Raw genomic sequence first — 23,060 nt, forward strand, 5'->3', positions numbered from 1 at the left:
GGAATAGTTCATGTCACAACTCGCACTCCCTAAACTCTTAAAAGGCAATGGTTTGTTACAGACGATTGTTCATACCAGTGGAACCAACGTCATTATTATGGTCTTCACCACCATTACATCCATTATCACTTCAAGGATGTTCGGCGTTGAAGGTAAGGGCGCCTTCTCAGCGATCCTGTTCTGGCCGACATTTCTCATCGGTCTGGTAAGCTGGGGGCTGCCAACCTCCATTATCTATAACCTGAAACGTGAAGCTGCGGAGAAAAGCGCCGAGTATTTGCGGCTGAGCTTCATGGTTCAGATTCCGATCAGCTTCATTCTCGGAACGATTGCCTGGCTATTCATGCCTACGTGGATGGCGGATTATCCCGCAGACGTGAACGCGATTGCCCGCTGGTTTACGGTGACCAGTATTCCCGTGCTGATCCTGATCAATTTACTATCTGCACTATCACAGAGTCGTGACAGATTCCAAGTGTATAACGGGATTCGCTTATATAACCCTGTGTTGAAAGTGGTTGTCATGGTTTCATTATGGTTGCTTGGTGCAATGAGCATTGGCATCGCATCATTTGTATCCTTGGCAAGCTCTGTCGTTGTGGTTGCATGGGCAGCCTATACGCTCAGAGGCAGTTTGAAGTTTAAGTGGTTTCGACAGAGGATCGATCGGAAGGCAGCCAAAAACCTGTTTGGTTACGGAGGTCGCGTGTTCGGGGTGGAGCTTCTGGGTACCTTGTATACACAGTTTGACAAGATTATTATATTGGCCCTACTTACGCCGAGAGATTTTGGACTCTATTCGGTCGTTTTTGCGTTGTCCCGTATCTACAATGCGGTGCAAAACGCGATAAGCAGCGTTGTGTTCCCCAAGGTCACCGGATTACCACAGGATCAGGTGATTCGTACGGTTGGGCGAGCGTTCCGGCTTTCCTTGATGATCATGACCATTGTTGTTCTGCCAACGATGTTCATTGGCAACTGGCTAATGGGCGTTTTGTTTGGGAAGGAGTTTTTGGAAGCGAGTCAGGCATTTTATATTTTGGCGTTTGAATGCATTATTGGCGGTGGTTCGTGGATCCTTGCTTCTGCATTCAATGCTTTGGGCAGACCGGGACTGGTGATGATTAGACAGCTGATTGCGTTGTCTGTCACGATCGGTTTATTTTTTGTATTCACACCTTTATGGGGGCTCAATGGTATTGCGTTCGCTCTCCTTATCGGTTCGATCGTACGGATGCTGGTTACCGTTGCAGCGATGAAGTTTGCATTTAAAGTGAAGTTCAGCAGCATGTTTTTTGACAAAAAAGATTTGGCTTTCCTATATGAACGGTTGAACAAAAAAAGAAGAGTCACCCAAGGAGGAGATGGAGATGCTGGCTAATCCCAACATTCACCCGATGGAAGAGTTGAAGCGACATTTAAGGCAGATTCTAGATGTCATCCCACCACAATCGGAAATATTTTATATCGACTATCCTGTGTACAACAATGGTGGGGATCTGCTCATTATGAAAGGCACGGAGGCCTTCTTCAAAGATAACGATATTCGTGTTCTCCAGAGGTACAGTGTATGGGATGTTCCTTTTCCGCTCAATATTCCTAAACATGCCATCATTGTGATGCAGGGTGGTGGGAATTTTGGGGACTTATATCCTGTTCATCAGAAGATGAGAGAGAAGATTATTGCAGGCCATCCGAAGAATCGCATTGTCATATTGCCGCAGACGATTTTTTTCAAAAGCGATATTGAGCTGAAAAAGACAGCAAAAGTGCTTAACTTTCATAAAGATCTACATTTCTATGTTAGAGATCAGACTACCTATGAGCTGGCTCAGAAGGAATTTAACCAGACGAGTGTATATCTCTGCCCGGATATGGCGCATCAACTCTGGCCGATTCAGCCCAAAGGTAAGGCCGTTCTGGATCGACTGTTCTTTTTCAGGGAGGATATTGAGAAGAACAAGGAACAGCTCAAATATGAATCAGCCGCTAAAGGGGATGGAGCATTTTTGGATTGGAACACATTGTACAACCGGGTGGATCGCAAAATTATCCGCATGGTGACATCCAATCTGAAGTCTCGCAATACCTTCTTGCCTATTCAATGGTTCTGGTCGAAGTATTCCGACTATATGGTACATAAGGCTATCAGAAACTTCTCGAAATACAAAAATGTGACGACCTCCAGGTTGCATGGGCATATTCTGGCATGTTTGCTCGATCAACCGAACGTGTTGTTAGATAACTCGTATGGCAAAAACTCCAACTACTATTGGGCATGGACACGCAACAATCCCAAGGGCATATTGGAGTCGGGTCAGACGGACACGTATAGCAAATCGGTGGATAAAACCAAAGCTAACGGATCAGTTGCGTTGTCCGATGGTACAGCGTTATGAGAAGCATTCTATTATCTGGTGGATCAGGCAAACGACTCTGGCCATTGTCCAATGACTCCAGATCGAAGCAATTTTTGAAAGTTCTACGTAATCCCGAAGGCAGCCCGGAATCCATGGTACAGCGGGTTTGGCGGCAGCTCGGTCAAGCTGGACTTGCGTCTGAAGCGCTTGTAGCCACAAGTTTACCCCAAGTTGAGATTCTGACTGCACAGCTTGGTGAAGACGTGAAGCTGATCGTTGAGCCTGAGCGTAGAGATACGTTCCCAGCGATCGCGCTTGCGGCTTCATATCTGTATTCGGTGGAAAGTGTGAGTCTACATGAGACGATTGCCGTACTGCCCGTTGATCCATTTGTGGAAAAAGAGTTCTTCGATGTGCTGGCAACCTTGCCAGATCTGCTCGAAAAGTCGGGTGCGGATCTGGCGCTGATGGGTGTGGTGCCAACCTATCCTTCAGAGAAGTATGGCTATATTATTCCGGAGCATACGTCCTCTGAGAGTAAGGAGTCCAACCGCAGTAGCAAGTTCTACGATGATGAGCCAGATCGTTACGTTAACGTAGCCAAGTTCCAAGAGAAACCCTGCGAATCCGATGCAGCCGCCATGATTGAACAGGCTGCCTTATGGAATTGCGGGGTTTTTGCGTTCAAATTAGGTTATCTCATCAACCTGCTCATTGATATGGAGCTGCCTATTCAATACGACGAGATGCTGAAGCAGTACGGACGACTACACAAAATTAGCTTCGATTACCAGGTTGTCGAGCAGGCAAGCCACATTATTGCTGTGCCCTACGATGGCTACTGGAAAGACCTTGGAACATGGAACACGCTCACAGAGGAGATGAATGCTCCAATTGTGGGCAAGGGATGGATTACTGCAGATTCAACCAATACCCATCTCATCAATGAATTGAATATTCCGGTGGCTATCCTCGGTCTTTCCGACATTGTGGTCGCGGTCAGCCCGGATGGCATTTTAGTCAGTGACAAGGATGCAAGTCCGCGGATTAAGGAAATCGTGAAGCATGAGGATCAGCGCCCAATGTATGAGGAACGTAGATGGGGCTGTTACCGCGTGCTTGATTATACAAGGAATGAAGGCGGTGACGAGGTCTTAACCAAACGCATCTGCATCAGTCCTGAGCGCAATCTGAGTTATCAATATCACCGACTGCGCAATGAAGTATGGACAGTGGTATCTGGAACAGGCGAACTCATTCTGGACGGTGTGAGTCGAATGATCCGTCAGGGGGATACGGTCATTATTGATCGAGGAATGCTGCACTCCGTCAAAGCTTTCTCGGAGCTGGAGATTATCGAGGTTCAGATCGGTAGCCAATTGATCGAGGAAGACATTGTTCGAGTGGCTACACAGTGGCAGGACATCGTGAAAACGTATGTTAAGCATGCCTAACAACTATTTAGGAAGATGGGGGATATGGCGATGAATATTACTGTGATTGGTACGGGGTATGTGGGTTTGGTTTCGGGTGTGTGCTTCTCTGAAATTGGGAACAACGTCATCTGTGTAGATAATAATCCGGATAAAGTTGCGCTGCTTAGAGAAGGCAATGTGCCCATCTATGAGCCGGGACTGAAAGAATTAATGAATGCTAACATGAAAGCGGGCAGATTATCATTCACCGAAGAGATCGGTGAGGCAATCAACCGCTCAGACATCATTATTATCGCTGTAGGTACACCTTCCTTGCCTAATGGTGAAGCCAACCTGAGTTATGTTGAACTCGTTGCCAAACAAATTGGTTCTCATATTGATAGTTACAAAATAATTATGACTAAAAGCACGGTTCCTGTCGGAACAAACGACCGAATCCAGGAATGGATTAGCAGTTTGACCCAGCATCCTTTTGATATGGCATCGGTTCCTGAATTCTTGCGTGAGGGCACGGCCGTTAAGGATACGCTATACCCGGATCGCATTGTCATTGGAACAGCCAGTGAGCGCGCTGTGGCGACGCTTAAGGAGTTGCATCAGCCTTTGACGGATCAGATCATTACGACGGATATCCGCTCCGCGGAGATGATTAAGTATGCATCCAATGCCTTTCTGGCAACCAAAATATCCTTCATCAATGAAATTTCAAATATCTGTGAGAAGGTGGGGCAGACGTTGGTCGAGTAGCTGAAGGTATGGGGTATGACAAGCGGATCGGCTCTTCCTTCCTGAAAGCAGGCATTGGTTATGGTGGCTCATGCTTCCCTAAAGATACACAAGCGCTGATTCAAATTGCGGGCAATGTCGATTATGACTTTAAATTGTTGAAATCGGTAGTCGAAGTGAATAAGGATCAGCGTTTTAACGTCATTCGTAAACTAGAAGAGGCATTGGATGTACTGGATGGCAAACAGATTGCGGTGTGGGGCCTCGCCTTCAAACCGGATACGGATGATGTACGGGATGCACCAGCGATTGAGATTATTCAGCGCCTGCTAGAACAGGGAGCAACGGTGAAAGCTTATGACCCTATCGCTACAGAGAATTTCCGGAAGGAGGTTGATTCACCAGCAATCACATGGGCTTCAAGTGCGATGGAGGCTGCTCGTGATGCACACGCACTCTGTGTCCTGACCGAATGGAAGGAATTCATGGAGGTTGATCTGACTGAACTAGCTGCGCATATGGATCAACCGATTCTCATCGATGGAAGAAACATCTATGAAGAAGTTCAGATCAAGGGTACACCTTTTCAATATTACTCCGTTGGACGTCCTGGCTTAACCAATATCGATGGTAGAAAAACCGCAGTTCTGTGACCGGAGGCATGAACATGAAACTCAAACGGGGAATCCAGATTTCGTTAGCAATTGTGTTTCTCATGATAGCGATTGTGCTCGGTTATGCAGTCTATCTGTATCTTAACGTTAAATCGGCTGCAAACGACATCTATGAGCCCCGGGAACCGGTCAAAGAGGTATCTATCGTAGATAACAGGGGAGGCGGCAGATTTCCCATTGATCTGGAGAACGAGGAACCGTTTAATGCCCTTATTCTAGGTGTTGATACACGTGCCAATGATCGTGGACGCTCTGACACCATGATTGTGCTCAGTGTCAATCCAGCTGAAAAATCCGTACTCATGTTTAATATTCCCCGCGATACTCGCACGAGCATCGTGGGGCGTGGAACCGAGGACAAAATCAACCATGCCTATGCTTTTGGCGGGGTAAATATGTCTGTGCAGACCGTCGAGCAATTTCTCGGTGTACCGATGGACTATTACTTGAAGGTGGACATGGAAGGGTTTGCGCGAGTCATTGATTTGGTTGGTGGTGTAGATGTGGAGAATCCATTTGCTTTTGAATATGAGGGTTACCAATTCGACAAAGGTACGATTCACCTGGATGGTGCGAGCGCATTAGGTTTCTCTCGTATGCGTTATGATGACCCGAAGGGTGACCTGGGACGTAATGACCGGCAACGGGAAATTATTAAGCAGGTGTTGAAAAGCACGGTGCAAGTCTCCACGGTATTTCAGTTGGAATCACTTCTTGGAGAAGTGAGCGAGCATGTCAAAACAGATGTTTCATTTGATGAGATGAAGTCCATGCTCACCAAATATCGTAACGTTCTGGAGCATGTCGAATCGGTTGAAATTAAGGGCACAGGTAAAAAAATAGACGGAGTATATTACTATATGGTGGAACAGTCTGAAAAGGATCGTATACATCAGCTGATCAAAGAACACTCCGGGTAAATGGAAATGGGGGTGAACCACATGCGAAGGTTCAGACTGCCTAAATTAGCACTGATCGTAGTATTAATGTACACACTTATGATTCCAACCACGACAAATGTAGTTCAGTCTGCTGAAAGTTATCAATGGAATTCGATCCCCGTTGGCGGTGGAGGTTACATTACAGGGATTGTTATTCACCCTACCGAGCCTGACTTAATCTATGCTCGTACAGACATTGGGGGCGTATATCGACTTGATCCGGCGAATAACAGATGGATTCCGTTATTGGATCATGTCGAATCGAATGAAAGCAATCTGTATGGCATAGATGGAATTGCATTGGATCATCAGAATCCGGATATCGTCTATGTTGCTGCCGGGAAGTATGCGAATGGAAGTCCTAGTGATGTGCTGAAATCGACAGACCGGGGTGCAACGTGGACACGAACGGGATTGAATTTGCGTAATGTCTCCAATGGTAATATTCATAGAGCCATGGGTGAGAATATTGCAGTTAATCCAACAAGCTCAAGCTTTCTGCACGTGGGTACGAGATACAATGGTTTATATGTATCCAATAACGGAGGAAGCACCTGGAGTCACGTACGAGAAGTGCCTTATGGTATTGCAGGACAGGGAATTCGCAGCGTGGCCTATGGCGTTAATCCATTAGCGAAGCATGAGCAAATCGTGTATGCAGGAATAAGGGGCGTAGGCATTTTCTCCAAAATGAAACGAAGTAATGGGGAAGTGGCCTGGGAACTTATACGGAACAGTCCAGATAGCGTAGCGCGGATGACCGTTTCCAAAAGTGGGATTTTGTATGCAACTACAGATAACAGAGGTGTCTTTAAATACAACGGCAGACAGTGGACCAATATCACCCCGAGTTCAGCCTATTCATCCTATTATGGGATCAGTGTAGACCCTTCGAACGAAAATCATATCTTAGCTGCTGTTCGAACAGGTGGCAGTAATCTGCCGTTGTACCGTTCCACCAATGGGGGCAGACCTGGGTTAATGTAAACAAAACGTTGAACGACAGACCGTCATGGTGGACATCGAACATGTTCTTTTCCGCAACAGCAAGTGTTGTATTTGATCCGCATCATCCTGGCAGAGTATACGTTTCCGATTGGTCAGGTGTATACAAGACAGATGATATTACGGCACAGAATACGCAATGGGATGCCATTACAGATGGGCATGAGGAGCTTGTGGCATTAGCTGGTTCAGCACCACCACAAGGAATCGCTTTCTTTAGTGGTGTCGCAGACCAGACTGGATTTGCCCATTCGGATGTGTATAGTCCCCCAATCAGAAAGCTGCAGCTTGATGGCATGAAAGAAGTGGTCAGTATCGACTATCACGAAGCCGACCCGAACAAGATGATTTTCTTGGGCAGTAACGATTGGTATGGAACCATCACCAGACTGTATATTTCATCCGATAATGGTCAGACGGCTACTGCTGTGAATGTACCGAATGGCTCCAAATTGGGGCGTGTCGCATACTCTGCCACCAATCCGAACCTCATCATTTATTTGCCGCAAACCGGTAAAGCCGTGAGGAGCACAAATAAGGGAGTAAGCTGGCAGAGCATGAGCGGGCTTCCGTCCAATGAGAATGATGCAGATTCGATATTTACGTATAATGAGAGGCTTGCCGGGGATCGAATCAACGGAAATAAGTTTTATATGTATTCCGCGGGTCATATTTACCGAACGACCAACGGTGGGGCGAATTGGTACAAAGCCAACTCCAAGCAATTGCCGAGTGGTGGGAAAATTACGGTGGAGGCTGCACCTGGGCTAGGGAATGTCGTGTGGGTTAGCCTGGGAGATGCAGGCTTGTATGCTTCTAGTAGCTCTGGAACGACATTTACCAAGTTACCTAATGTGCAGTCGTCTGAATTATTTGCTTTTGGCAAAGGCAAACCCGGTACGCTTAATCCGGCAGTGTTTGTCTATGGAACCGTCAATAATGTAAAAGGATTCTACCGTTCCGATAATATGGGACGGACCTGGCAGAACATTTCACCAGCTACCGGAATGGGCCTTGGAAATCAACCTCAGGTGCTGAAAGCGGATCGCCAGACGTATGGAAAGGTCTATGTAGGCACGAACGGTAGAGGTTTATTTACAGGCTCATTCGCTCCATAAATCTGTACTGAGTTTGGTGAACGTTAGAAAGAGAGATGAAAGTGGTGATTACAATATTAGTAGAGGAGGGTTCACGGCGGAGGCGACATCATCATAAGCGTAGGAAATGGGGATACGTGCTTACCGCGCTTATAATCGTCTCATGGATTTTGTTCATCTGGTCAATGTCGGCGCAGTCGTATCAGGAGCAGACGATTCAGCCGTGGCTGCATCAATGGTCTGGGAACATTCAATGGCTGTTAACATTGCCTGATATCCAGTTCACCTATGGCGAGCATCATTATTCGCTCAATCAACGACCCTTAGACTTTGCCGAGTTTGTATTCCGCAAAAGTGCGCATGTATTCGTGTATGCCGTACTGGGTGTACTTGTTTACTGCGGGATGCGTTATCTAAGAAAAAGAACCATAACCAGTGTTGGGATTGCACTGGTTGTGGTTACTGTCATTGCCGCAGTGGATGAATACATTCAGCATTTCAATCCGAGCCGGACAGCTTCTATTCGAGATGTGGGCGTGGATCTGATTGGTGGTTTCTGCGGTGTGATGTTATGGATCGCAAGCGTAGCGCTCTATCGGAAATTAAGATCAAGGCGTATACGTAAGCGTTCTGAGCGGTAGGAACGCAATTTCCCAGGAAATCAGATGTTATTGTAGCAACTTCTACTTGTTTGTCCTCCATCATAGATATGGAAGGAGGACAGGGAGGGACAGGTATGCTGCGAAGAAGAAATCGGAACGAATTGTTCAAAAAAATTGGTTTTATCATCATTGTACTTCTGTTGTTATGGCTTATCATAAGAACAGTTCCGCATCTATTCCGTGCCAGTGATCCTGATACAGCGGCAGCGGTCGTAGTTGAATTTTATCGATTTGAGCAAACAGGGGATTTTGGAAGCTCATGGGAGCTGTTTCACCCGCTTATGAAGGAGAGGTTTCCTAAGAGCACATATGTACAATCCAAAGCCCATATTTTTATGCAGCATTTTGGTGTAGAAACCTTTGGGTTGGAGATCGAGAAGCCTGAGCGTGAGTTTGATGTCAACATCATTGATGGCATGGATGCATTCTCAGAGGCGTACAAAATGAATGTAACGATGAAGTATAAAAGTACATTTGGTGTAATCGATATGGTTCAAACCTGTTATGTCGTCCAAGATGGGAAGGAATGGGTATTGCTCTGGTATTATCCGCCGGGTGGTGAGCCTCAGCGGCAGGAGCACAGTGAATAGATGATGTTAAATGTTCAAATTAGTATATGCCCATAGTATGAACCGAATTGTATCGCTAGTCCTTAAATAAGCTCTATGAATGCGAGACTTTTGTCGCATTTGTAGAGCTTTTTTTGTGTTTTTTTCTTTTTATAGTCGATAAACTCTTGACAATAGTTCCGGTGTCAAGTAAATTACGAATTAGATACAAAATGTATCAATTCTCAGCATCTAACGACAAATAACAGGGATCTCAGTGCTCCTTGTGAGGGGAATGAATTCAGTGATCGAATCAAGTCGCTTTTTTTGTGTCAGTTGTGGGAGGATTGTGTCGGTTGCTAGTAACTCTGACCAAGCACAGGGAGAGAGTTGCGGTAGCAATCACGTATTTCGAACGGGTTTTTATCGAAGTGAGATGCCGCTAGGATGCTGCGCAACATGTCAGGTTCAGACCAAGCGACAGGAGAATGCCCAGTTTACAGGACAATATACTAAAGATTATGATACACTGAATTCATATGAGAAACGGGCATGAATGGTAAGCCCGTCGATGAGGGAGGGATTGGAATGCAGAATGAACCAGTCGTCCGTCTTCAGGGCGTCAGTAAAATTATCTCTTCCCGATCGTTGGTCAGCGACCTGACTCTGGATATTTCTCCGGGGCAGGTTTTTGGTTTTTTAGGACCAAACGGGGCAGGTAAAACAACGACAATCCGAATGATGGTTGGACTTATGTCGATTAGTAAGGGAGATATCTTGATCTCCGGGCATAGTGTGAAAACGGAGTTTGAGAAGGCTATCGCAGAGGTTGGTGCGATTGTAGAGAATCCTGAAATGTACAAATTCCTCACAGGGTATCAGAATCTTGTCCATTTTGCCCGCATGTCACCCGGTATTACGAAGGAGCGCATAGCGGAGACCATTGAGCGGGTTGGGCTCACCGCACGGATTCACGATAAGGTGAAGACGTACTCGCTTGGAATGCGTCAACGCTTAGGGGTCGCCCAAGCCATATTACATAAACCGAAGCTGCTCGTATTGGATGAACCTACGAACGGATTAGATCCACAAGGGATTCGGGAACTGAGAGATTATCTACGTCAGCTCACGCGAGAAGAAGGAATTACCGTGTTTGTATCCAGCCACTTATTATCAGAGATGGAGCTTATGTGTGATACGGTGGCCATTATTCAGAACGGTAAGCTGATCGATGTGCGAAATCTGAGACAAGAAGCGGGAGCGGATGCTCTGATCGAAGTGGCCTTCGAGGTTAATGATGCACAGCGTGCCGCTGAACTCATTCCAGGAGCTACTATTCAGGGCAGTAACATCGTTGTTAGCGTATCTCGGGAACAGATTCCAGAGCTGAACGCCAGATTAGTAAATGAAGGGTTTCAGGTTTATGGTATCCGTAACGTTACCCATACCTTAGAAGATCAATTTTTGCAAATGACTGGGGGCGGAGGTATTGGTTAGTTTCGGCAATCTGTTATTGAATGAAAATATGAAAATATTCCGTCGTGCACGAACCTGGATTATGCTCTCCATTTTGGCTTTGAGTGCGCTATTGCTGCCATTGTTGTTAAGAGAAGGCTTGGGGGCAAGCGATATGCCTGCCTTGGAAGCGGCCTATACAACCGTTCAGATCGTATTTTTTCTAAATACCATCTTCTGTGTGGTCATAGCTGCTGAAGCGGTAGCAGGTGAGTTTACCTGGGGAACGATCAAGCTGTTGCTAATTCGCCCATGGTCGCGGAGCAAAATTTTATTGTCCAAATATTTGACGGTCATTGGATTCAGCATTTTGAGTACGCTCGTTGTGATTCTTCTGGCCTGGGGCATGTCTTCTGTGCTGTTCACAACGGATCTTGAGACCAGAAACACAGGACAGACATTTACATTATGGGGCTATATGTACGTTGACTTGTTTATTACACTAGCAATTGCCTTCATGGTGTCCTCTGTCTTTCGTTCAGGAGCGCTGGCGATTGGGTTATCGCTATTTATTATGTTTACACAAAATATCTTTACATTGATTTTCAATCCAACGCGTTATGAATGGGCGAAGTATGTTCTGTTCAATAACATGGATCTTAGTAGATACATGAACTCAGGATCTGTCTTTGATATGATCGGCGGAGGCGTTCCAGAGGGCATGACTCTTGGTTTTTCCATTGCAGTGCTGGCTGCATACTATGTCATATTCATGGTTATATCGTGGGTTGTATTCAGCAGAAGAGATGTAGCAGGCTAATCGCCTGCTTCTTTTTTTTCTTTATTCAGCAGGGAGTTGGATTAGGACGTGTCTTAAAACTCGCTGAAGTGCATCTTTTACCGCCTTTTCGCTCCCTGCTGCGTCACTTTCCCTTGACGTGCCCCGGCACGCCTGCGGAAAACTTCCTTGCTTGGAACTAAAATTCGGCAAAATCTGCGTCCTTCGGAGTTTTCAGACACGCCCTAGAAACTCTTTGTTCTCTCTTAAACGAAGCTGGACTGTGGCAAAAGCTGTATTTCAGGGTACATATGTTACAACAGACATGGCTTGGAAGTTGAGAATTTGTCTATGCTGTAGTCAACAGGTTGTAATTTTATTACATATTTCGCCGCAGTCGCATTTGGCAGAGCAGCGCATGGAGGGATTACGTTTCTTGGTAAACAACAAGTTTTATCGCATATGCACAGCCATTATTTTGCTGCTGCTCATCGTGTATTTGGGGATAAAGTAAACTTTATTTTCCGTCCGCTAACCTCATTGATTCATATCATCATTATTCCATTACTGATTGCAGGATTTTTCTATTATCTGCTGCGTCCACTCGTCGATTATATGGAGCGGCACAAAATGAATCGAGCGCTGTCCGTCATCATTATCTATGTAGTGATTGCTCTGATTCTTGCAGGCTTCAGCGTCTTAGTCTGGCCGTCTCTGCGAGAGCAGCTGTGGAATTTCATTGAGAACACACCAGACTTGATTAGTTCACTCACCAATCAGCTCACGGAACTAGAGCAGAATGGTTTCCTTTCCAGGTATCTGCCTGAAGATTCCGATCTGGTCTCACGTTTGTCTGATTTCTTAAGTCAAGGGATAACTCAAGTCAGTGATTATGTCGCTGGATTATTCTCGGTTGTATCCAATCTCGTCATTATTCTCGCAACGTTTCCCATCATGCTGTATTACATGCTCAAAGAGGGCAGTAAGTTTGGCACGAATCTGACGTTGTTATTGCCAAGACATTACCGTAAGGACGGGGAAGAGACAGTTCATGAGATTGATGATGCATTAAGTAATTATATTGTGGGGCGTGTCATTGTGAACGTGGCACTTGGTATTCTGATGTATATCGGGTTCCTTATCTTAGGTTTGCCTTACGCACTGTTACTGACCATGGTATCCATCATTTTGAACTTTATCCCGTATGTTGGTGCAATTCTGGCAGCTATTCCGGTTGTCATCGTTGGTTTTATTGAATCACCATCCATGGCGATCTGGTCGCTGGTTATTATTGTTATTGCACAGCAAATACAGGATAATCTCGTCTCCCCGTATGTGTATGGGAAGAAGTTGGATATTCATCCGCTAACGACAGTTATACTGCTTCTTGTAGGTGCAGACTTGGGGAATATTCTCGGGATGATTATCGTTATTCCGTTATACATGATTCTTAAGATTATTGTTCGTAAAATTCATTATCGGATTGTGGAAGATAAGACAGAGCCTGTGGAGTGAGCGAAGAGTTCATCTGAGTAAGCCGCATATATGTTGTGAAGGGTCATGTAGCTGCCCTTTACGATGTATATGCGGCTTATTTGACGTGTCTCAGAATGAATAAAGCATGTTGTTTAATTTGAATTTTATTTCAATGCCCTTTACTCATTCTTGTTCTATCTGTTATACTTGGTATATAACAGATATTAAAAAGAAGGTGAACTCTTGATTATTCAACTTGATATGCAGTCTGAACTCCCCATTTATACACAACTGGTTAATCAGATTATCGAAGGGATTGCTAGTGGGGAGTTGCAGCTAGGTGAGGCTCTACCTTCAGTTCGGAATTTGGCAGCAGATATCGGTGTTAATCTTCATACCGTCAATAAGGCGTATACGTTACTCAAGCAAGACGGGTACATTCAAGTACATAGACAAAAGGGAGTTGTAGTAAACCCTAATGGAATGCCTGATTTAACGGATGAATTTCTGAATAAGCAACATAGTGAATTAAGACCGATTATTGCCGAAGCCATCTGCCGAAGTATGAGTATGGAACAGCTATTAGAGGTGCTAGCCAAAATCTATGATGATGTAAAAGAGGGTCGCAACGAAGAATAAATGACTTAGAGGAGTGTTGGGTATGCAACTATTTATCTTATTACCGATGATTTTGATCTTTGCTCCATTAGCCGTCGTTCTCTCCTTTACACCATATTTGACAAGAGAGACCGTTAGCTTCGGGGTTACGGTAAGTGAGTATAACTATTACACGCCAATCTTGCGCAAGCTACGGCGTACTTTTGCTACATTAAGTTTGATTGGATATGGAGTTATTATGCTGGTCTGTCTGTATCTACTACCATCTGCAAATGAAGAGTCTACTGCGATGATCACTGGTGTTGGTACAATCATGTTCATTGTGTACGGGGCAGCACTAAGTTTGTCATTTCATTTCAGGATGAAAAAGATAAAGGCAACGCTGCCAACTGGAACGTCACCTCAAAAAGTAAGAATTGATACCACCTTCCGCCAAAATAAGCTTACCTATTCCAACTATTGGTTTACCATTCACATTGCTATTGTTGCAGCTATTGCTATCATTTCGTTGCTGAATTACGAGGCATTACCTGGCATGATACCAATGAAATACGATTTTCAAGGCAATGTCACTTCAAGTGTTCCCAAAACCTACTTATCCGTACTGGCTATTAATCTCATACAGTTTGGGATGATTGCGCTCATGATGTTTGTGAACTGGAGTATTAAAACAAGCAAGCAACAGCTTGCTTCGTCCGATCCTGCACAGTTTGCTGCTAAAAATATTCAATTCCGCCGTAAATGGTCTCTATTTTCGATCATAACAGGGTTACTTCTTACCATTTTATTTGCCTTCATCCAGATCAACATGTTTGTCCCTAATCAGAACTTGTTGTTAGCGGTTACCCTCATCATCCCTGTGGTGATTATTTTAGGCGCTGTATTGCTGTCTCTAACAGGCAGACAAGGCGGTGGGAACATTCGTAATCATCAAGAGGATAACAAACGATCCAAGGAGCAGCCTGTGAATGACGACCAATATTGGAAGCTTGGCTTCCTATATTTTAACCCCAATGATCCTTCTTTTACTGTAGAGAAAAGATATGGAATAGGATGGACGATTAACTTCGCTCGTCCAACAGCTTGGGTTCTGTTCTTATTCATCATTGCTATTGTTGTTGTAAGCATAGTTATGAGCCAATAGATGCTCATCTATGTACTTATAAATAAATTATGAGGAGGAGTTCTTATCGTGAACCATTGGAAAAAACAACTTATTTCCCTTATTTCCGCATGTCTCATCCTACCAGTAGCATCAATCTCGGCAGCTACACAAGAGTCTAATGAAGTCGAATCGCTGGTTCCAATCCGTGAAATGGCCGAAAAGAATGGTGCAGAGGTATCCTGGCAACAAAAAACAGGGGATATCACGATCACCAAAAATGAAATTACAATTGTCGTTAAAGTAGGAGAGCAGCAGGCAATGGTGAATGGGCAGGCAGTGTCCTTAAATCATCCTGTTCAATTAATTAAAGGGGTTAGCTTAATCGATGTAGCTTTTCTTACAGAAGCATTGAAGGAAGCACCTGAGGATATGTTTATGGCACTTGTGAGCGAGGGGAAGGGTGAGGAGGCAGCTAAGTATGTTCATACCTCTATGAGTGGAGTGTTATCACCCGCGTTATTGAGTCAGCTATGGGCATCATTAGAAGGGCAGAATGGCAAAATTACAAGTAAGCCCCTAACTAAACGTGTAGAAAACAATACGGTGCATCGTAATGTAACATATACGTTTAAGACCGAGCTTACTAGTTTAAGCATTACAGTTAGAATGAATCCTAACGGACTTGTAGATGACTTACACATTGCGGCTGCTACGCCAGATGTTTACCAAACACCAAGCTATGATGAGCCCTCTGCCTATACAGAACAAGCAATTACGATTGGTCAGGGTGAATTAGCCCTACCGGGAACACTTACCTTACCTAAGGGTGAGGGTGCTTTCCCCGTTGTCATTCTTGTACATGGTTCTGGGTCTAGCAATCAAGACGCTGCTATCGGTGGTGCGAAGCCATTCCGCGATCTTGCCGTAGGGTTAGCTTCACAAGGAATTGCCGTATTAAGATATGACAAGGTTACTTATGAACATACCTATAAGGTTGCATCGCAGCCGAAGTTCACATTGAAGCAGGAAAGTGTAGATCAAGTAGCAGATGCAATCCAACTTCTCCAAAAGAATCCACAGATTGATTCTACAGCGATTTATGTGGCCGGACATAGCCAAGGCGGGTTCGTAATGCCGCTCATCATTGAAGAGGATAAACAAGATGACATTGCAGGCGCAATCCTGCTTGCCGCGCCAAGTAGTAGCTTTGTAGATGCGCTCACCGAGCAGCAGGACGAATTGGTAGATCGGGTGAAACAACTTGGTTTAGACATGCAGAATATCAAGCTCCAAGCTGATTTTTACAAAAATGCTGCTGCCATCGTGAAAGACCCTAAATATTCTGTAGATCATCTGCCTGACTCATTCCCGCTTGGGGCTGCTTATTGGTGGTATGAGCAAAGGGATTATGTGCCTTCCGTATTAGCAAAAACACAAAATACCCCTATGTTAATTATGCAAGGGGAAAATGATGTGCAAGTGTCTATGAAGCAATTCCAGGACTGGAAATCGGCTCTGCAAAGTCATACCAATGTAACGTACAAAAGCTATCCAAAGGTAAATCATATTTTATCAAGCTATGACGGAATTTCGATTGGCACAGAGTACACTCAGCCATCCAATGTCTCACAGGATATTATTGATGATATTGCGAAGTGGGTATTAGGATCAGAATGAAATAAATATCAAAAAGCACTTGCCAATGTAGGCAAGTGCTTCTCCATGTTATATGTTAAGTTGCTTATTCAGCTGAACTAGGATTCTTTCTCGTTTTCATCGGTATAGTCTGACATGACGAGAGGTTCCTTCGGAACGACAGCAACTTTATAGAAGCGGTTTTTATCTTTTTCCAATAGGACAAAGGTGAGATTCTCGAATTCATATTCTTCCTGTTCGTTCATCTCTGGACGATGGCTGTATAACCAACCACCAATGGTATCCCATTCATCCGCATCGAGGTTGGATAAGAACATATCGTTTACTTTGGACAACGATACTTTACCATCCATAATGACATATTGTTCATTGATGATCTGAATGTCTTCGACTTCATCCGCATCGAACTCATCCCGAATCTCGCCAACGATCTGCTCAAGCACATCCTCAATGGTAACAATCCCTGAAGTCCCACCATACTCATCGACCAATACGGCGATATGTACGCCATCCTTTTGCATTTTCTTCAGCAAGTCTTTGACAGGTGTTGTCTCATGGACAGCCGATACGGGCTGGATGAGGGAGGATAGGTCAACAGGCTCATCATTACCATACAACTCTAAGAAAAATTGCTTGGTGTTAATGATTCCGATGATATCGTCTTTACTCTCATTCACTACAGGAAAACGAGTATATTGCTCTTCACGAATAATATCCAGATTTTCTTGATTCGATTTATTTAGATAAAGGCAGACCATATCAGTCCGAGGTACCATAATTTCTTTAGCTAACATTTCATCAAAGGCAAAGATTCGGCTTACATATCCGAATTCCGCTTGATTGATCTTACCACTCTCGAAACTTTCGTTAATGATAATCTGTAACTCTTCCTCCGAGTGTGCGTCTTCATGCTCAGAAGCGGGTTTAATACCGAACAATTTAACTAGCTGATTGGCAGAGCCGTTCAATAACCAGATAAATGGATACATAATTCGGTTAAACCAGATGATCGGTGTTGACGTTAGCAGCGCAACCGTTTCGGCTTTGCGGATCGCAATCGTTTTGGGTGCAAGCTCGCCGACTACCACATGCAAGTATGTAATGGCAATAAATGCGATAATAAACGATAAGAAAGATGATAGCGCCTCAGGCAATTGCAAGCTTTCGAATAATGGATGTAGCAGCTTCTCTACGGTTGGTTCACCGAGCCAACCAAGTCCCAGGGAGGTGATTGTAATGCCGAGCTGACAGGCGGACAAGTATCCATCCAGATTAGCCACTGCTTGTTTCACCGCTAAGGCACGCTTGTTCCCTTCGGCAACCATTTGATCAATCCGGCTTGGACGTACCCGCACCAAGGCGAATTCCACCGCCACAAAGAACGCTGATAATCCTATCAAAAACGCAATCATAAATAATTTTAACGCATACCCGTCACTGTCCATTACACTATTCTTCTCCTTTAAGTAATAAGTTTTTAACGATTATTATATCTAATTTTACGTAAGAAGACCACCTTTAGCTTATATACAGAGGAAGTATTTGGAACTGAAAACGCTGTGAATGGCGCTGCACCGCCATTTCTCAGTATATTGAATGGATATGTTTAACCTATCACTGTCATAATATACACGCTGTTTTCAGTTTCAGTCCTAGTGTTAGTGTGCGTATGTAAAGTTTTATCTATGCAAAACGTTACGATTAGGGTCAACATTGGGTATCTATGATTAGTTACTCGCTTAATCGTCAAAGATGATGGAGTGAACGTGTAACGGGAAGATGTTTTTGTCACTGAGGGGGAAGTTGAATGTTCTGGCTGCTTATCATATTGCTTATTTTTATTTTTCAAGCAGGCACCATTTTGTTGCTGGAATTCCGTAATCCGGCGAAGGCTGTAGCCTGGTTATTTATTTTGTTTTGCGTTCCCCTGATCGGTTTCGTTGTCTATTATTTCGTCGCTCAGGATTACAATAAACGTAAAAAGCTCCGTAAAGGAGGCTCACGCATTTTTCGTGAGATTAAAGAAACGATATGGCAGCAAGCTCATATCATCGAGGATGCACAGCAGATGAAGGATGACCGTTTTAAGCATCAGCATCGGTTATTCAATTTATTATCTCATCTATCTGAAAGTCCGATAACAGGCTGCAATCGAAGCCAAGTGCTAACGAATGGTGAAGAGGCATTTGCCGCAATGCTGAAAGAGATGGAACAAGCTAAGCATCACCTACATGTCGAATTTTATATTTTCCGTGATGATGTAATTGGTACGAAGTTTCAAGATGTGATGATCCGTAAAGCGCAAGAAGGCGTGAAGGTTCGCTTTATCTGTGATGGGCTCGGAAGTCACAAGATGAGCTGGAATTTTATCCGCAATCTTCAGGAAGCTGGTGTGGAGTTTCATTATTTTCTTCCACCGCTCATTGCTACGATTGATCGCCGGGTCAACTATCGCAATCATCGCAAAATAGTGGTGGTGGATGGACGGATTGGCTTTGTGGGCGGAATCAATGTTGGTGATGATTACTTAGGTCAATATCCAGAGGTTGGATTTTGGCGTGATACCCATGTGCAGATTGAAGGAGATGCCGTCTATTTTCTGCAAAATACATTTCTCAACGATTGGAAGCTTGCTTCCGGTGAGCAGATTACAGAGCCGCAGTTAACAGAGCTATTCCCTCCGCATATATGTAGTGGTGATGAACGCATTCAGATTCTAGGCAGCGGTCCGGATCAGGACTGGGATGCGATTCAGGAGATGTGTTTTGGTGCTATATCGGTAGCTTGTAAACGAATCTATATTACGACTCCTTACTTTATCCCTGACCCTGCATTGTATGAGGCACTTAAGACAGCAGCCGTTAGTGGGGTGGATGTGAAAATTATCATTCCATATCAATCGGATTCTCGGCTTGTGCATCTGGCCTCTCTGTCTTATGTCGAGGAGCTGCTACGTGCAGGTGTGAAGTTTTATCAATATCGGAAGGGCTTCGTGCATGCCAAAGTTATGATCGTGGATGATCTGCTTGCAACTGTAGGCACGGCAAACATGGATATGCGGAGCTTCTTTTATAACTTTGAATTGACTGCCGTGTTGTTCGAGGCTTCGGCTATGGATCATTTAATCCAAGATTTTGAACGTGACCTGCACGTTTGCAGCACAATCGACGTAAAGGTTTTTCAGCAGAGATCACAGTGGCAAAAAGGGGCAGAAATGCTTTCTCGGATGCTTTCACCGCTTCTTTAGCCGTTTTTAGCCCGATTTCTGAAGATAAGTTCACTTTTTGTGAATTTATCTTCTTTTTGCTAACTATTTTGCTCAAATTTGATCTTTTATGATATAATAGATATATAAATCATGTCTTGGCGAAGGAGGGGAGTCTGCGGGAAAACAGGCTCCCTTTTGCTCTCTTTTGGAAGGGTGAACCGGAATGCAGACGATCTTGAATCCATTTTATATCGCCTTTAGGTGCGTGTGCTTAAATGATATATAAAATGGATTCACAAACTGATTTAACGGGGGGATACCATGTCTAATGTAACAGTAAAAGAATTAACATCTAAGGCAGCCGACCGCGGCGTCAAAAGCTCGGTGTTTACATTGAAGCTTCTGCAACGCATTCTAATGATACTCGTTGGTGCTGCACTTATGGCTGTATCACTTGAAGTATTTCTCGTGCCAAATGGCGTTATCGATGGCGGGATTACAGGGATCTCGATTATGGTGTCAGAGCTCACGCATCTGCCACTCGGGATATTCCTGACCTTGCTCAACTTGCCTTTTCTTATTCTAGGTTACAAACAAATTGGTAAAACGTTTGCGTTATCTACGCTGCTTGGGATCGTAGTGATGTCCATTGGGACGTCATTATTGCACAAAGTGCCCGCATTGACGCCAGGAGAGCCGCTGCTCGGAGCAGTATTTGGCGGATTGATTCTAGGGGTAGGTGTTGGTCTGGTTATTCGTTCGGGTGGATCACTTGATGGAACCGAGATCGTTGCTATTTTGCTAAGCGAGAAGTCACCATTATCGGTAGGACAGATCGTATTGTTCATTAACGTATTTATTTTCGCTGGTGCAGGATTTGTATTTGGCTGGCCAAATGCACTGTACAGCATGATTGCTTATTATATTGCGATGAAGATGATCGATATTGTCAACGAAGGATTGGATCAATCCAAATCCGTATGGATTATCAGTGAGAAGTATCGGGATATCGGATCTGCGTTAACAGACCGTCTTGGACGTGGTGTAACCTTTCTCGATGGAGAAGGTGGATTCAGTGGGGATGAGAAGAAAATTATTTTTGTCGTTATCACTCGTCTCGAAGAAGCCAAGTTGAAATCAATCGTAGAAGATTGGGACCCACAAGCCTTTGTAGCGATTGGTAATATACATGATGTGAAGGGCGGACGTTTCAAGAAAAAAGGTATCCATTAGCGAGTTTAATAGCTGAACTGAATGACAATAAACAGCGAGTGCTGGAACGTAATGCACATGTTGTTAGAACAATAGCCGACATCCTTGGTTTGAGGGTGTCGGTTATTTCTTTTTGAGATGTTGGATGATCAGCTCTACCGGCTGAGGTTCAACAGCAGCAATCAGGTCTCCCATCTGTGCAAGCCGTTCAACGATGTTCATCAGATGATAATCTTTGACCGACACATCGTTACGGACTTCCTCCCAGGTGAGAGGTGTGGAGACGGTACCGCCTGGTTTAGCTCGCGGCGTATAAGGGGCTGCCAGCGTTTTCCCGCCATAGTGTTGAAGATAGTCAAAATAAATACGATCCCCGCGATCCTTTTTGAGTCGTTCTAGCGTGAACAGGTTGGGGTGTTTCTGTGTAACATATTTGCCTACAAAGTGGCCGATGTCTCGCAGTTCATCAAAGGTAACGCCCTGACGGATGGGCACAATGATCTGAACACCTGTAGCACCAGAGGTTTTGGGAATAGAACGAAGACCAAGAGACGTGAGCGTTTCCCCTACGATCTGAGCAGCCTGCATGATTCGTGGCTCGTCCTCTTGAGAAGGATCAAGGTCGATCATCCATTCGCAAGGTAAATGACTTCCGACCGCATGAAGGGAAGGATGGAATTCAAGGGATGCCAGATTACCAAGCCAGAGTAATACCGGCAGAGAATTCATCACCACATAATTAATACCTTCGTGATTCTCCGTATGGACAAATTCAGGAATAGGCTCGGGGCATTCTTTTGATAAAAAAATTCACCGCCCACACCATGAGGATAACGAATAGTAGTTAGTAATCGATTGCTGGTGTATGTGAGCAGATAAGGTGCAAGTGCTGCTAACTTCTGTAAATAGATGGCTTTTGTTACCCCGGCTTCAGGCCATAATGGTTTATTGGGATTTGTCACCGTAATCTCCATGCCGTCAATCATAATCGTTCCTTTGATTGTATGTGCCATCCGATCTGCCTCCTATCCCGGTCAAATGTGTATTCACGGATTATTGGTAGGTTATTTTGTCTTCTCTTATCTGTGTGAACGTTTAGTTGATATGATATACATAGAGCTACACTTCCTACGGCTCTTCATGCATAAGCTGACTGGCTGGGCAATCCTCCCGTGTAACTTCGGCAAATGTCTGAATGCTTGGATGGCGCAACGTCCGGTGATGAGTCAGCTCCATGTATTGCACTTTGACTCCGATCTGTGGCTCGATCCACGTCGTCTCTGCACTTCGTTCAGGTATGTTATGAAACGGATTGGTCTCACGAATCAGAGGCTGTATATCTGTAGTGAGCTTGCGCCACGTATCAGAGTTTAGCTTGCCTGTACCAACATGACCGATATAAATAAAGCGTGATCCATCATACACCCCAACGGCTATTGCATTAACAATGCCACTACGAAAAGTAACGCCCCCAATCATGGCATAGAGATCATGCATGATTTTCACTTTCTGCCAGCGTGAATCCTTACCACGGATTCCATACGTGCTGGAGAGATCCTTACAGACGATGCCTTCCATCTGATGCTGTCTCATAACAGTCAATAGGGCGGCTGGATCGGACATATTGGTGACCTCTTGCACATGGGAGGATGGAGTTAGCACCTGATGGAGCAATTGCTGGCGCTGGACAAGCGGCTGATCGGTAACCCATTTTCCATCACAGTACAAAATATCAAACACCATATACGTTATCGGCATTTGATGAACCGCTTGCGCGATTGCATCTGGTTTACTCATGCGATCCCGGCGCAAAACATGATAAAAGGAAGGTTTGCCAGTGTCGGGATCTAAGGCGATAATCTCACCATCCACAATGTAAGTCGGAGCGGAGCAAATATTGCGGCTCAGAGCAAGCTCTGGATACTGCAATGTTCGTTCATGCTGTCTTCGGTTAATCAGCCTAAGCCCTTCACCGTCCTCATAAGCAAGCATACGCACACCATCCCATTTGACCTGGGCAATCCAATTCGATCCGGTCGGTAGAGTTTGTTTTGATATGGGTTCAAAGGGGGTGATTGGAGTGAACATATGTATAGGCTCCTT

Annotated in this window: 18 protein-coding genes and 2 pseudogenes; 17 read left to right on the forward strand and 3 right to left on the reverse strand. The window is 44.6% G+C overall.

Annotated elements, in window-relative coordinates; genetic code table 11:
• The first annotated feature begins 10 nt into the window (after window positions 1-10).
• From DMB88_RS06500 to DMB88_RS06570, 15 genes and pseudogenes are all read left to right on the forward strand, one after another.
• Window positions 11-1,381, forward strand: a complete 1,371-nt coding sequence (locus DMB88_RS06500) for a lipopolysaccharide biosynthesis protein (protein WP_128100696.1) — start codon at window positions 11-13, stop codon at window positions 1,379-1,381.
• Complete coding sequence (locus DMB88_RS06505) at window positions 1,371-2,399, forward strand: polysaccharide pyruvyl transferase family protein (protein WP_128100697.1); 1,029 nt, start codon at window positions 1,371-1,373, stop codon at window positions 2,397-2,399. The genes DMB88_RS06500 and DMB88_RS06505 overlap by 11 nt, the downstream gene beginning before the upstream one ends.
• Complete coding sequence (locus tag DMB88_RS06510; protein WP_128100698.1) at window positions 2,396-3,814, forward strand: sugar phosphate nucleotidyltransferase; 1,419 nt, start codon at window positions 2,396-2,398, stop codon at window positions 3,812-3,814. Before DMB88_RS06505 ends, DMB88_RS06510 begins: the two co-directional genes overlap by 4 nt.
• Before the next feature lie 30 nt (window positions 3,815-3,844).
• Window positions 3,845-5,175: pseudogene (locus DMB88_RS06515) on the forward strand (UDP-glucose/GDP-mannose dehydrogenase family protein).
• 14 nt (window positions 5,176-5,189) lie between these two features.
• Window positions 5,190-6,116 (forward strand): LCP family glycopolymer transferase, encoded by a 927-nt coding sequence (locus DMB88_RS06520; protein ID WP_128100699.1) that lies wholly within the window; start codon window positions 5,190-5,192, stop codon window positions 6,114-6,116.
• 21 nt (window positions 6,117-6,137) lie between these two features.
• Window positions 6,138-7,124, forward strand: a complete 987-nt coding sequence (locus DMB88_RS06525) for a WD40/YVTN/BNR-like repeat-containing protein (protein ID WP_128100700.1) — start codon at window positions 6,138-6,140, stop codon at window positions 7,122-7,124.
• 41 nt (window positions 7,125-7,165) lie between these two features.
• On the forward strand, window positions 7,166-8,260 hold the full coding sequence (locus DMB88_RS06530; RefSeq protein WP_128100701.1) for a WD40/YVTN/BNR-like repeat-containing protein: 1,095 nt from the start codon (window positions 7,166-7,168) through the stop codon (window positions 8,258-8,260).
• Window positions 8,261-8,304: 44 nt separating this feature from the next.
• Window positions 8,305-8,880, forward strand: a complete 576-nt coding sequence (locus DMB88_RS06535) for a VanZ family protein (RefSeq protein WP_164848625.1) — start codon at window positions 8,305-8,307, stop codon at window positions 8,878-8,880.
• A gap of 95 nt (window positions 8,881-8,975) precedes the next feature.
• Window positions 8,976-9,491: a hypothetical protein gene (locus DMB88_RS06540; protein WP_128100703.1), complete on the forward strand. Its 516-nt coding sequence runs from the start codon at window positions 8,976-8,978 to the stop codon at window positions 9,489-9,491.
• Window positions 9,492-10,037: 546 nt separating this feature from the next.
• A complete protein-coding gene (locus DMB88_RS06545; RefSeq protein ID WP_128100704.1) occupies window positions 10,038-10,946 on the forward strand; it encodes an ABC transporter ATP-binding protein in 909 nt (302 codons plus the stop codon).
• Window positions 10,939-11,724, forward strand: coding sequence for an ABC transporter permease (locus tag DMB88_RS06550; protein WP_128100705.1), 786 nt, complete (start codon window positions 10,939-10,941; stop codon window positions 11,722-11,724). The genes DMB88_RS06545 and DMB88_RS06550 overlap by 8 nt, the downstream gene beginning before the upstream one ends.
• Window positions 11,725-12,144: 420 nt before the next feature.
• Window positions 12,145-13,197, forward strand: coding sequence for an AI-2E family transporter (locus DMB88_RS06555; protein WP_368028321.1), 1,053 nt, complete (start codon window positions 12,145-12,147; stop codon window positions 13,195-13,197).
• A 204-nt stretch (window positions 13,198-13,401) separates the two neighbouring features.
• Window positions 13,402-13,797, forward strand: a complete 396-nt coding sequence (locus DMB88_RS06560; protein ID WP_128100706.1) for a GntR family transcriptional regulator — start codon at window positions 13,402-13,404, stop codon at window positions 13,795-13,797.
• A 22-nt stretch (window positions 13,798-13,819) separates the two neighbouring features.
• Entirely contained in the window at window positions 13,820-14,920 is a 1,101-nt protein-coding gene (locus tag DMB88_RS06565; protein ID WP_128100707.1) for a DUF1648 domain-containing protein, read from the forward strand.
• 48 nt (window positions 14,921-14,968) lie between these two features.
• The gene (locus tag DMB88_RS06570; protein WP_128100708.1) at window positions 14,969-16,558 is read left to right on the forward strand and encodes an alpha/beta hydrolase family protein; all 1,590 of its coding nucleotides are present in this window, start codon (window positions 14,969-14,971) and stop codon (window positions 16,556-16,558) included.
• A gap of 77 nt (window positions 16,559-16,635) precedes the next feature.
• Here the strand turns inward: DMB88_RS06570 and DMB88_RS06575 are convergent, their stop codons facing one another.
• Window positions 16,636-17,982 (reverse strand): hemolysin family protein, encoded by a 1,347-nt coding sequence (locus DMB88_RS06575; RefSeq protein ID WP_128100709.1) that lies wholly within the window; start codon window positions 17,980-17,982, stop codon window positions 16,636-16,638.
• A 362-nt stretch (window positions 17,983-18,344) separates the two neighbouring features.
• Here DMB88_RS06575 and cls point away from each other — a divergent pair, with 362 nt between their 5' ends.
• Both cls and DMB88_RS06585 read left to right on the forward strand, forming a co-directional pair.
• Window positions 18,345-19,784: a cardiolipin synthase gene (cls, locus tag DMB88_RS06580; protein WP_128100710.1), complete on the forward strand. Its 1,440-nt coding sequence runs from the start codon at window positions 18,345-18,347 to the stop codon at window positions 19,782-19,784.
• A 282-nt stretch (window positions 19,785-20,066) separates the two neighbouring features.
• Window positions 20,067-20,978, forward strand: coding sequence for a YitT family protein (locus DMB88_RS06585; protein WP_128100711.1), 912 nt, complete (start codon window positions 20,067-20,069; stop codon window positions 20,976-20,978).
• Between the two features lie 102 nt (window positions 20,979-21,080).
• Here the strand turns inward: DMB88_RS06585 and ligD are convergent.
• Together ligD and DMB88_RS06595 are read right to left on the reverse strand one after the other, a co-directional pair.
• Window positions 21,081-21,970 (reverse strand): annotated as a pseudogene (gene ligD, locus DMB88_RS06590) (non-homologous end-joining DNA ligase).
• Window positions 21,971-22,085: 115 nt separating this feature from the next.
• Window positions 22,086-23,045, reverse strand: a complete 960-nt coding sequence (locus DMB88_RS06595) for an ATP-dependent DNA ligase (RefSeq protein ID WP_128100712.1) — start codon at window positions 23,043-23,045, stop codon at window positions 22,086-22,088.
• Window positions 23,046-23,060: the final 15 nt, after the last annotated feature.

Source organism: Paenibacillus sp. DCT19, from assembly GCF_003268635.1.
In the GTDB taxonomy this organism is placed as follows: domain Bacteria; phylum Bacillota; class Bacilli; order Paenibacillales; family Paenibacillaceae; genus Paenibacillus.